Below are 12,107 nucleotides of genomic sequence, written 5' to 3'. Positions count from 1 at the left end.
TGAAAATGCAGGCTATTTTCAACAAATTGTTTAATGCGCAGACACTGACGCAACAAGAAAGCCAGCAACTATTTGCAGCCATTATTCAAGGAGAATTAAGTGAATCACAACTCGCTGCTGTACTTATCAGCATGAAATTACGCGGTGAACAACCTCAGGAGATCGCCGGCGCAGCCCAAGCATTACTGGCAAATGCCCTGCCATTTCCACGGCCGGATTACACTTTCTGCGATATCGTCGGAACAGGCGGTGATGGCGCGAACAGCATCAATATTTCAACCGCCAGTGCCTTTGTCGCCGCGGCTTGTCAGATTAAAGTCGCCAAACATGGTAATCGCAGTGTTTCCAGTCGATCAGGTTCTTCTGATTTGTTGGCAGCGTTTGGTATCGCCCTTGATGTCAGCGCGGAATGTGCCCGTAGCGCATTGGATGAAATCGGCATCTGTTTCCTATTTGCACCACAGTATCATCTTGGATTCCGCCATGCGATGCCGGTACGTCAACAACTGAAAACCCGGACGCTATTCAATATATTAGGTCCTCTGATCAACCCGGCTCGTCCACCACTGGCTTTAATTGGCGTCTACAGCCCTGAACTCGTTGGACCTATTGCCCACACCTTACAGGTTCTCGGCTATCAACGGGCGGCGGTTGTTCACAGCGGCGGTATGGATGAAGTCGCACTGCATGCGCCAACGAAAGTTGCAGAACTTAATGATGGAGAAATTATCCATTATCAATTAAATGCTGAAGATTTTGGTTTACAACATCATCCAATATCCGCATTAAAAGGAGGTTCACCAGAGGATAATCGTGAAATGCTCAGTTTATTGTTACAAGGGCGAGGCAAGAAAGCGCATGCTGATGCCGTTGCGGCTAACGTTGCCCTGTTAATGAAAATTCATGGACAGGAAAATTTACGTCATAACACCCAACAAGCTCTCGAAGCCATTCACAGTGGCCGAGCTTATGAGCGAGTCATAGCACTTGCAACAAGGAGTTAATCATGCAAGCCACCATTTTACAGAAAATTGTTAATGATAAAGCCGAATATCTTATTGATCGCAAACAACAGCAACCATTGGAAGGTTTTATTGATGCCGTTGTTGCCAGCAATCGTCATTTTTATCAAGCGTTAAATAGTGAACAGACGGTTTTTATTCTGGAATGTAAAAAGGCATCTCCTTCTAAAGGCGTTATTCGTCAAGATTTCGATCCCATTCAAATAGCGAAAATTTATCAGCCTTATGCTGCCGCCATCTCTGTATTAACTGATGAAAAATATTTTCAGGGTAGCTATGAATTTCTTCGCTTAGTCAGTGATGCTGTTCACCAGTCGGTATTGTGCAAAGATTTTATTATCGATCCTTATCAAATTTATCTTGCCCGTTATTATCAAGCCGATGCAATTTTACTGATGCTTTCTATCCTTGATGATCAGCAATATATTGCGCTGTCTGAACTTGCGCATAGCCTGAATATGGGCGTACTGACGGAAGTCAGTTCAGAGGAAGAGCGAGCCAGAGCAGTGGCGCTAAAAGCTAAAGTAATAGGTATCAATAACCGTGATCTGAGAGATCTTTCTATCGATTTAAACCGTACCAAGCAGCTTGCGCCACAGTTACCAAAAGAAACAATTGTTATCAGCGAGTCGGGCATCCACCAGCATCAACAAATTCGTGATCTTAGTCATTATGCTAATGGCTTTCTCATTGGCAGTGCTTTGATGGCCCAATCCAATCTGGACTTGGCATTACGTCAATTGATTTTGGGTGAAAATAAAGTCTGTGGGTTAACGCGTCCACAAGATGCTAAAGCAGCATTACAGGCAGGTGCTGTTTATGGTGGTTTGATATTTGCTGAACATTCACCACGTAATACTAATATTCAACAAGCCCAACAAATTATCAATGCAGCAAATCTCAAATATGTAGGGGTATTTCAAAATCAATCATCTGCATTCATCAGTCATACCGCCCGTACTCTTTCTCTGGCTGCGGTGCAATTACACGGCGCAGAAGGCGAAGTTTATATTGCAGAACTGCGAAAAACACTGCCTGAAAATTGTCAAATCTGGAAGGCAATTGATATGTCGAAAGAGGCATTTCACGTCCAAGCCGAAAATGTTGACCGTTATTTACTTGATAACGGCAAAGGTGGAACCGGCCAAAGTTTCGATTGGCAATTACTTGAAAAGCAATTACTCGCCAATGTCATGCTAGCCGGTGGGTTAAATGAAGAAAATTGCCAACAAGCAGCAAAATATGGCTGTTGCGGACTTGATTTTAATTCTGGCGTCGAAAGCGCCCCTGGCATTAAAAGCAGTCATAAATTAAATAAAGTGTTTCAGCTTCTACGCTGTTACCAATAAGCAACAATTTCCCAGTTAATTACAATCTTCCGATTAATTATAATGGACAAATAGAATAATGAGTAAGCTTAACCCCTATTTTGGTGATTTCGGTGGACAATTTGTACCACAGATCCTTATTCCAGCCCTTGAACAATTAGAAGCCGCATTTATTGCGGCTCAGCAAGATCCCGAATTCCAGCAAGAATTTCAAGATCTACTGAAAAATTATGCCGGCAGGCCAACGGCATTAACGTTATGCCGTAATCTGACGAAAGGCACTAAAACCCGTCTTTATCTGAAACGTGAAGATCTATTACACGGCGGCGCTCATAAAACCAATCAGGTACTTGGTCAGGCATTATTGGCGAAACGCATGGGCAAAAACGAAATTATTGCGGAAACCGGCGCTGGTCAACATGGTGTGGCAACCGCCCTCACCTGTGCGCTTTTAAATATGAAATGCCGCATTTATATGGGCGCTAAAGATGTGGAGCGCCAATCCCCTAATGTTTTCCGCATGCGCCTGATGGGAGCCGAAGTCATTCCGGTCCACAGCGGCTCTGCTACCTTAAAAGATGCCTGCAATGAAGCATTACGTGATTGGTCTGGCAGCTACGATAAAGCCCACTACTTATTAGGGACTGCCGCTGGACCCCATCCCTATCCGACGATGGTTCGAGAGTTCCAGCGTATGATCGGTGAAGAAGCCAAATCCCAAATTCTGGCAAAAGAGGGACGCCTGCCCGATGCCGTGTTGGCCTGTGTCGGTGGAGGCTCCAATGCCATTGGCATGTTTGCCGAATTTATTCCTGAAACATCAGTTCGCCTCATCGGTATTGAACCTGCCGGGCTAGGTATTGAAACCGGTAAACATGGCGCGCCACTGAAACATGGCAAATTGGGTATCTATTTTGGTATGAAATCGCCAATGATGCAGACAGATGAAGGCCAGATTGAAGAATCTTATTCTATTTCCGCCGGTCTGGATTTCCCTTCCGTTGGCCCTCAACATGCCTATCTGAACAGTATTGGGCGGGCTGACTATGTTTCCATCACCGACGATGAAGCATTAGAAGCGTTCAAAACGCTTTCCCGTGAAGAAGGTATTATTCCAGCCCTCGAATCCTCTCATGCGCTGGCTTATGCTTTAAAAATGATCCATCAAGCGCCTGATAAAGAGCAATTACTGATCGTCAATCTATCCGGTCGCGGTGATAAAGACATATTTACTGTCCACGATATTTTAAAATCCAGAGGGGAAATCTAATGGAACGTTACGAGCAGCTATTTAAACAACTGGAAAGTCGTAAACAAGGTGCTTTTGTCCCCTTTGTCACACTAGGCGATCCAAACCCGGAATTATCACTGGAAATTATTGATACTCTGATTGCAAGTGGCGCTGACGCTCTTGAGTTAAGTATTCCTTTTTCTGATCCACTGGCTGACGGCCCAACCATTCAGAACGCTAATCTGCGTGCCTTCTCCTCAAATGTAACCCCCACACTCTGTTTTGAGCTATTAACAAAAATTCGGGCAAAATATCCTGATATTCCTATTGGTTTATTAATGTATGCCAACCTGGTTTTTCATCATGGAATAGACGAGTTCTACCGCCGTTGCAAAGATGCAGAGGTCGATTCGGTATTAGTTGCAGATGTTCCCATGTCAGAATCACGACCATTCCGTACCGCAGCGATGAAACATGGTATCGCTCCTATTTTTATCTGCCCTCCCAACGCGGAAGATGAACTATTACGTGAAATTGCTTCTTATGGCCGCGGATATACCTACTTATTATCAAGAGCAGGAGTGACCGGTATAGAAAGACGAGGTGAAAAACCGTTAAATCATTTAGTCAATAAACTACGGGAATATCATGCTGCGCCACCGTTACAAGGATTTGGTATTTCAGAACCTAAGCAGGTAAAAGAGGCATTAGCGAGCGGCGCTGCGGGAACTATTTCAGGATCTGCCGTCGTTAAAATTATCGAAGAAAATCTTTCCCAGCCAAAAATAATGCTGGAAAAACTGGCTGAGTTTGTATCAAAAATGAAGTCTACCACTCAACTTTAATACAAAAAATGGGGCAAAATCTGCCCCATTTTTATATTAAAAGTGATAACCAACCCCAAACATAAATACCCACGGATCAAGCCGGGTATCAATTTTATATTGCTGGTCACCTGCTTTAAATTTCACATCCGTTTCAATGTTTACCCACCACACAGAGGCGTTCAACATCCAATTTTGATCTAACTCATAATCCAGACCAACCTGCCCCGCAACACCCCAGGAATCCTTCAAGTCCAGACTATGTAAGTTATTATCTTTAACGGCCGAATTACCATTGAATTTTTCGTTAAAGAAAGTGGTATAGTTCAAACCAACACCAACATAAGGACGGAAACTACTTTCTTTAGAACCGAAATAGTATTGCGCCATTAATGTCGGCGGTAGATGTTTTACTTTAGCAATATCACCAACACCTGGTAAACTTACCCGATGCTGGAAGGGTGTCCCTGCCAGTAATTCAAAACCAATATTATCGGTAATCATATAACTGAAGGTTAAACCCATCTGGGTATTATTATCCGCACTCAAAGAACCCACCCCTAATACATTATCAGAACCCGTATTAGGTCTTACTGTTGCAGTACCTGTGCGGAGAATAAAATCACCGGCTTCATGAGCAAAAGCAAATGATGGTGCTAAAGTTGCCGCTGCTAATACAAATGCAGAAAGTTTTTTCATTATTCATCCCATTACTGTGATTTAAAGTCAATTAAAATATACTCATATATTAGAATTTATGATCCAAGACAGATCACATCTTTCAAAGAATTTAAGTAAAACCGCATATTTATAATATTATTATTTCAATTGGGAATTATTTTAAATTGATCCAGATCAAAATTCATTTATTATTAATCAGTTAGAAATCCTTTATTTATATACTCATTCCGAAGTTTTATCTTTCCTTATCATTATATTTCCATTATGTTTTAATAAGGTTAATTTTATGTTTATTTTTATCTTAAGAATATAAAGTGAAGAACTTTTTTCTACTATCAACAATCACAGTTAACCATTAATTTATCCGTATCATCTCGTTTCTACTATCCACATTTCCCCATAACAAGGTACAATCAGCCCTTATGCATTGTTGTTTAACCTGATAGGAGCTGTCTTCATGCCAATCACGGCGAATACCCTGTACCGTGACAGTTTTAACTTTTTCAAAAATCAACTGTTAAGTACCCTGACTTTGGCCGTTCTGGCGGCTCTGGTTACCACCTTATTGGGGCACCTGTTTATTCCTGACAGCGAACAGATGAAATTGCTGACAGAAGCAGAATTTACGTTTGCCACTTCAGGCAAGGCCGGTATTCAGGAGCTGGTGTCTCAAATGACCCCAGAGCAACAGTCAATGATCATGCGAGCGGGAATCGGGACCATTTTCTCAAGCATGATTGGCAGCGTGCTGCTGGTCGGTGGCATACTGACGCTGGTCGCGGCAGTTTCAGCGGGAAACCGTATTTCTTCATTACAGGCAATTGGTTTATCAGCAAGCCAATTACCGAAACTGTTCCTATTACTGCTTATCTGCACCCTGTTAATTCAACTGGGCTTGATGCTGATGCTAGTACCAGGCATTATTTTGTCTATCGCACTGGCTTTATCACCCGTTATTATGACTGCTGAACGTCGCGGCGTTTTTGCTTCTATGAAAATAAGCTGGAAACTAGCATTTGCTAATATTCGTCTGTTGGTTCCGGCAATTCTTTTATGGCTGACCGCAAGGCTGTTGCTGGTATTTATTATTGACCGCCTAACATTCATTCACAGCGAGATGGCAGGGATTATTCTTGGTGTGTTTAATAACCTCATTTCAGCTATTTTGCTGATTTATCTGTTCCGGTTGTATATGCTGATTGCCTCTCCACAACAAAAATCAATATAAAGTAGCTATTCAAACAAAACCCCATAGTGATAAAACTATGGGGATAAACAGAACAAGCTGTTATATCTGGATTGATCTAAAATGCAAAAAAATTCCCTGTTTTTCAACAGGGAATTCTATAGCAAAGAGAGCTAATTAAATATTAATTAGCGAATTTCGGTTAGAACCGATAACCTACGCCAACTACCCAAGTGCCTACTTTAAAGTCACCCAATCTGGCGTCATCAAATTTTGCGTATTCATAGGATGTGTCAATAGTCCAGTTTGGCATAGGGTTAAACTGTAATCCGAGTCCGTAGCCAATAGATGTTTTACTATTACTTTCTGACTCTGAATGAACAAAATCAGAGACCTTAACCTTTCCACGTGCAGCACCAACCATACCGTATGCACTAACATAGTCATTAAAACGATATGTAGGACCCGCCATCAGAGAATAATAATCTATATCAGCTTTAGCTACTTTTCGTCCACCACTATAAAACTCGTACCCCAAATATGTATACGTAAATGAGCTGATAACGCCCCAATTATTATCCAATTCGTAGCGGTATTTTAAGTTGAGGCCCTTTGGATGATCATCAACCTTTTCACCATCAAATTTCACATGACTCTGAGCATAACCACCCGAAATCGTGTGTTCACCGGCATTTGCCGCAAATGCAAACACAGACAAACCTGCTGCCACCACTGAAGCTACCAATGTTCTTTTCATTAAAAATCCCTAATATTGTATAAAATATAGAAAAAACTTAATTGCGGGCCGTGATTATTTATCAAAAATCAATATAAAACAACTCAATTCTGTTTTTTGTTAAGTTTCCATTCAACAAGATCAAGTAATAACCGCTTTCCATCCTGTGCAGAAGAATCTTTCCATCTTAATCGTCTATTTTTTGTGCTTATTAGCATTTCATCGCTTCACTGCTGAGATAAAAACAAAAAAATTCCCTGTTTTACAACAGGGAATTTTGTCTAGAATAATAGTGATAACTAATAAAGGAATAATCTTCAGATTATATGGCTAAACATGGACTAACAATTTCAACTAAATAGATATATGGACACTAAACCAATACAAATCTATAAATAAGATTTTCTGGCAAAAAGTAGTCACAAACATATATCCGGTTTTAATAATCCCTGATGAAAATCCGTACTCCCTGTCCTCATTATTTCGATAGCCTTTAAATAAACTATCTACCAAACTAAGCTAACAGGGAGTCGGTTCTAACATTACTTTATTATCTTCAGTCACTTAATGGGATTGCACAGAGCGCAAAAGTTGGACTGAATTCCCTTTAAAGGAACGACTACATTGGAAATACTATTTAGAATCGGTAACCCGCACCAATTACCCAAGTGCCTACTTTGAAATCATCCAGTTTTGAATATTCATAAGACGCGTCAATAACCCAATTCGGCATAGGGTTAAACTGCAATCCTAAACCATAAGCGGCAGATGTCTTACTTTCTTTATAGTCAAAGTCATAGTCATAGACAACACCCAACGCAGAAGTTTCTCCCTTTACCTTCCCATGTGCAGCACCAACCAGACCGTATACACTCACATATTCATTAAAACGGTATGTAGGGCCAACCATCAAAGAATAATAATCTAAATCAGCCGTACCCACTTTGCCACCATAATCGTAGAAATCATAGCCCTGATGTGTCAGCGTGAATGAACTAATAACACCCCAATTATTATCCAACTCGTAACGATATTTCACGTTAAAGCCTTTTGGGTTTTCATCAAGCTTTTCACCATCATATTTCACATGACTCTGAGCATAGCCACCCGAAATCGTGTGTTCACCGGCATTTGCTGCAAATGTGAATACAGATAAACCAACTGCCACTGCTGAGGCTATCAATGCCTTTTTCATTGGAACGTCCTAAATAGTTATTGTACAAGTAATAATGATTTGCTTTGTTAAAATATACTTATCGAAAAACAGAATGTAACGTGGTATTAAATACTTAATGCTTCAATCATATTGTTTTTTAACAAGAAATCTTAAAATAAGGTAGGTATTCAGGATCTGATATCTCAGTTAATAGAATAGCGACGGTCAATAATCATACGTTCAGGAATTAATAACTATTTTTCTCAATTATAATTATCATTGTGATTATTTTATTTCTCGCATTTATTTATTGATCTCAATAACGCGCTATTATAGCTGAATAATCGTTCAATCAGACCTCACAGTGATAAAACCATGAGGCTGAAAGTTATAAACAAGTTTACGTTGTATTCATTTACATGGTGTTAAATTTACTATTTCAAGCCGCTATATTTTTAGCCCCGCAAGATGACATCACCCTTTCACTGATTTCCTGCTCAATTTTTATTTCAAAGTCAGTAAACAGCGCCTTTGGTTTTACACTCTTATTGCTTTTTTCAAGCGTGACAAAACCGTGTCGGCTCAGTGTCTTTAATGTGACTGACAAGTTGCTTGGTTTCCTTCCTGACAGATTAGCCAGCTCTGCGATTGTTTCTGGTTTGTGCTCATCGATAAGACGCAGAAGCGCAATATTGTCACTGCTAAGTACTTGGGCAAGAGCAATCATGGAAGTAAACCAGATTTTAGGCTCATCAGGTTGAACAACATATTCACCTTTAATAATAGCCAATGTGCGTTTGCGTATAAGCTCTTCATTCATCACGCCAATGAGTGCTTTCATCGTATTACCCTCTTTTTTCGCGTTCAGCGATAATTTCATCAATTTTAGTAAAGAAATCCTCAATTAACTGATATGCAGAAGTAAATTCATACGGAACACCTTTATCTATGGAGTTTCTGTGAACATGGTCATACACCAATCGTCCTCGGTACTGACTTCTCTTTGGTGGAATAATTGCGTGCGCATTATCCATGCCAAATACTCGCGTATTGTATTTGTCATGTAGCGTTAAGTTATAACGAATACCATGTGGAATGAAATTCGTCGGCTCAACTGTCCATACTTCAATTTTCCACCAATAACCATCATCCCGATAGACTCTCTGACCATGCAACCCAAGTAAGACGTCCAAACCTGAATCAAATTGCATGACTAAAACCTCCTTGTTTGTTATGATCTAATCATATTATTTTATTCAACGAACTTCAAGTGAACAACCAACTGTAAATTATTATCTTTTAATGTAATTCGAGTACCATTCAGGCTTACTTTGGATCATTCGTACCGCAAAATAGAGATCGGGCGCCACAATCAGATCGTCATCACTACTTTGCAGCTTATTCTGTTTTATCCAACGGGTAAGTTCTGTCCGACGTCCGGCGAGCACCAATGTGATATCTCTTACTTTCAATTCACTAATCAACTCATCAATGGCGGCAAATACACTGACATCATCATGGGTAAAACTCACAGCCGCATCGACAACCAGCCAACCCGGATGTTTTTGCGTTTTGTTAAGTTTTTGAATCCTGTCAACATGCTGCAACACCCGCTTTTTAAAATAGCTGACATTGAAATAAGTCAATGGTGAATTAAATCGATACATCATTACACCATCTATTGGTTTAATATCATTGCCATGATTCATTGAATGAATCATTCCTTGGTCATTCACCCCTAGGAGCTGATCTGTCGGGCGGAATATAATTCGCAAAAACTGTAATAAGCCAAGCAGAACGGCGAAACCAACACCGTTAATCAAGCCAACCACCAGCACGGCAATTAATGTGAATAGTGATAAAGTAAATGCCTGATGATTTCTTTTCCTCAGCGACCAAATCCTCCGTAAGTCCAACAGTGACGATGCCGAATAAATCAGCACCACACCAAGAGATGACAACGGGATATAAGCCAGGAAACTTGTCATAAATAACAAGACCAGCAAAATAATGGTCGCTGCGATAACTGAAACCAATTGCGTTTTCCCGCCAATCGCATCATTAACCGCAGTACGACTGCTAGCAGCGCTGACAGCAAATCCTTGTGATAAAGCAGAAGCGATATTCGCAATGCCTAAAGCTCTAAGTTCACAATCTGCATCAATCTGATAACCATTTTTACTGGCAAAGCTACGGGCCGTCATCATAAAACTGACAAAACTGATAACAGCAAGGTTCAAAGATGGGATAACCAGCTCACGCATAATGCCTGGCTGGAAATCGGGCACTGGTACAACTGGTAATCCCCCACCGCTGACACTACCAACAATCTGAATGCCATATTTTTCCAGACCAAATTGCCAGCTTAAATAAGTCGCTAATACCATTGCCAACAAAGGCCCGGGCCAAGTCGGACGTAAGAAACGCACAGCGAGCAAAATCAACGCCGTAGCAACAGACATTGCCAGCGTCGGTAAATGGGTACTCATCAGTTTGACAGGTAATGCGATCACCCGTTCAATCAATCCCGCCGGAACGCCAGCAAAACCAAACACTTTAGCTAGCTGATCCACAATGATTGTCAATGCAACGCCGTTCATTAATCCTTTCAGAATCGGTTTAGAAAGAAAATCAGCAAACGCGCCTAATCGGAAGTGGCTGGCGAGAACACACCATATTCCGGTCATTAAGGTCATTACGATCGTGAGCTGCCAGCGTACATCTTCATTATCAAAAACCAATGGCGCGACAGCCGCTGCAATAACAGCACACGTTGCTGCATCCGGCCCGACAATCAACTGTCTCGAGGTACCAAATAATGCATAAGCGAACATAGGTAAAATGCATGCATAAAGACCGATAATTGCACTTATTCCCATCAATTCAGCGTAAGCAATAGCAACCGGCAGCGCAACTGCGGCGACAGAAAGCCCGGCTCTTAAATCATGACTCAACCATTCCTTGCGATAATGAGAAAAATTGCCCAACCCTGGCATCCAACGCTGTAGTTTTTTCCACTGCATCTGGTTTATGCCCTCTTATTTTTCAACGGGTTTTCGTTATAATGCTGCGTTATATGCTCACTGACAACCGGAAGTTAATTACGTCGCTCTTTATGATAGAATTCTGCGAAACCGCTCGATAAAAATCTTTTTTATTGAGAGATATATACCCTATGGATTTCAAGATGCATCGCGGCGGCAAGGGAGCGAATCCCCAGGAGCATAGATAACTATGTGACTGGGGTGAGTGAGCGCAGCCAACAAAGAAGCAACTTGAAAGATGACGGGTATACCCTATGGATTTCAAAATGACTAAAATCGGATGATAATCAGATGCCGAAATTACGATAGGTTCAAATATGAAACAACTTTTAGACTTTCTACCTTTAGTCGTCTTTTTTGTCGTATACAAAATGTATGACATTTTTTACGCTTCTGGAGCGCTGATCGCCGCCACCGGTTTAGCTGTCGCTATTACTTATTTCATCTACCGGAAAGTAGAGAAATCTTCCCTGATCACTTTTATCATGGTGGCTGTCTTCGGTACTCTGACTTTAGCTTTCCACAGTGATCTATTTATCAAATGGAAAGTTACAGTCATCTATGCATTATTCTCATTAGCCTTGCTAGGCAGCCAATGGTTTATGAAAAAACCGCTGATTCAGAAAATGCTAGGAAAAGAGTTAGTTTTGCCCGATTTTGTCTGGAACAAACTCAATATGGCATGGGCGCTGTTTTTTACTGCCTGCGCGCTAGCTAATATTTATGTCGCATTCTGGTTACCACAAGATGTCTGGGTTAATTTTAAAGTATTTGGTCTGACCGCCCTGACTCTGGTTTTCACCGTGCTCAGTGTAGTATATATTTACCGTCACCTGCCGCGCGAACAGAAGTAACTCCATTCCAATGGATACCTGCCTGCCATCGTCAGTAGGCAGGTA

General features: G+C 41.1%; 12 protein-coding genes. 6 read left to right on the top strand and 6 right to left on the bottom strand.

Annotation, left to right across the window (positions count from 1 at the left end; all coding sequences use genetic code 11):
- The first annotated feature begins 5 nt into the window (after nucleotides 1-5).
- Genes trpD through trpA form a run of 4 tightly spaced genes read left to right on the top strand, consistent with a single transcriptional unit; the run spans nucleotide 6 to nucleotide 4,426 of the window.
- Nucleotides 6-1,004, top strand: a complete 999-nt coding sequence (gene trpD / locus EAE92_RS10805; RefSeq protein WP_214068076.1) for an anthranilate phosphoribosyltransferase — start codon at nucleotides 6-8, stop codon at nucleotides 1,002-1,004.
- A 2-nt stretch (nucleotides 1,005-1,006) separates the two neighbouring features.
- Nucleotides 1,007-2,371: a bifunctional indole-3-glycerol-phosphate synthase TrpC/phosphoribosylanthranilate isomerase TrpF gene (trpCF, locus tag EAE92_RS10800; protein ID WP_214068075.1), complete on the top strand. Its 1,365-nt coding sequence runs from the start codon at nucleotides 1,007-1,009 to the stop codon at nucleotides 2,369-2,371.
- A gap of 58 nt (nucleotides 2,372-2,429) precedes the next feature.
- Nucleotides 2,430-3,620, top strand: a complete 1,191-nt coding sequence (gene trpB, locus EAE92_RS10795; RefSeq protein WP_046397255.1) for a tryptophan synthase subunit beta — start codon at nucleotides 2,430-2,432, stop codon at nucleotides 3,618-3,620.
- Nucleotides 3,620-4,426 (top strand): tryptophan synthase subunit alpha, encoded by an 807-nt coding sequence (gene trpA / locus EAE92_RS10790; RefSeq protein ID WP_214068074.1) that lies wholly within the window; start codon nucleotides 3,620-3,622, stop codon nucleotides 4,424-4,426. The genes trpB and trpA overlap by 1 nt, the downstream gene beginning before the upstream one ends.
- A gap of 36 nt (nucleotides 4,427-4,462) precedes the next feature.
- Here trpA and ompW read toward each other — a convergent pair whose 3' ends face one another.
- Nucleotides 4,463-5,104 (bottom strand): outer membrane protein OmpW, encoded by a 642-nt coding sequence (gene ompW, locus EAE92_RS10785; protein WP_214068073.1) that lies wholly within the window; start codon nucleotides 5,102-5,104, stop codon nucleotides 4,463-4,465.
- Between the two features lie 439 nt (nucleotides 5,105-5,543).
- On the opposite strand from ompW, the gene EAE92_RS10780 reads away from it, so the two are divergent.
- Nucleotides 5,544-6,314 carry a YciC family protein gene (locus EAE92_RS10780; protein ID WP_214068072.1) on the top strand — a complete coding sequence of 257 codons (771 nt, stop codon included), beginning with the start codon at nucleotides 5,544-5,546 and terminating at the stop codon, nucleotides 6,312-6,314.
- 160 nt (nucleotides 6,315-6,474) lie between these two features.
- Here EAE92_RS10780 and EAE92_RS10775 read toward each other — a convergent pair whose 3' ends face one another.
- From EAE92_RS10775 to EAE92_RS10755, 5 genes are all read right to left on the bottom strand, one after another.
- Entirely contained in the window at nucleotides 6,475-7,029 is a 555-nt protein-coding gene (locus EAE92_RS10775) for an Ail/Lom family outer membrane beta-barrel protein (protein WP_214068071.1), read from the bottom strand.
- Nucleotides 7,030-7,645: 616 nt separating this feature from the next.
- On the bottom strand, nucleotides 7,646-8,203 hold the full coding sequence (locus EAE92_RS10770; protein WP_214068070.1) for an Ail/Lom family outer membrane beta-barrel protein: 558 nt from the start codon (nucleotides 8,201-8,203) through the stop codon (nucleotides 7,646-7,648).
- 400 nt (nucleotides 8,204-8,603) lie between these two features.
- Nucleotides 8,604-9,005: an HVO_A0114 family putative DNA-binding protein gene (locus tag EAE92_RS10765; protein WP_036805698.1), complete on the bottom strand. Its 402-nt coding sequence runs from the start codon at nucleotides 9,003-9,005 to the stop codon at nucleotides 8,604-8,606.
- A 4-nt stretch (nucleotides 9,006-9,009) separates the two neighbouring features.
- Nucleotides 9,010-9,375 carry a toxin-antitoxin system TumE family protein gene (locus tag EAE92_RS10760; RefSeq protein ID WP_065389882.1) on the bottom strand — a complete coding sequence of 122 codons (366 nt, stop codon included), beginning with the start codon at nucleotides 9,373-9,375 and terminating at the stop codon, nucleotides 9,010-9,012.
- An 81-nt stretch (nucleotides 9,376-9,456) separates the two neighbouring features.
- On the bottom strand, nucleotides 9,457-11,187 hold the full coding sequence (locus EAE92_RS10755) for a SulP family inorganic anion transporter (RefSeq protein WP_214068069.1): 1,731 nt from the start codon (nucleotides 11,185-11,187) through the stop codon (nucleotides 9,457-9,459).
- A 338-nt stretch (nucleotides 11,188-11,525) separates the two neighbouring features.
- Here EAE92_RS10755 and EAE92_RS10750 point away from each other — a divergent pair, with 338 nt between their 5' ends.
- Nucleotides 11,526-12,062 carry a septation protein A gene (locus tag EAE92_RS10750; RefSeq protein WP_214068068.1) on the top strand — a complete coding sequence of 179 codons (537 nt, stop codon included), beginning with the start codon at nucleotides 11,526-11,528 and terminating at the stop codon, nucleotides 12,060-12,062.
- The last annotated feature ends 45 nt before the right edge of the window (nucleotides 12,063-12,107 follow it).

The organism is Photorhabdus hainanensis, assembly GCF_018448965.1.
GTDB classification, from domain to species: domain Bacteria; phylum Pseudomonadota; class Gammaproteobacteria; order Enterobacterales; family Enterobacteriaceae; genus Photorhabdus; species Photorhabdus akhurstii.
This window is presented reverse-complemented; position numbering and strand designations above follow the sequence as displayed.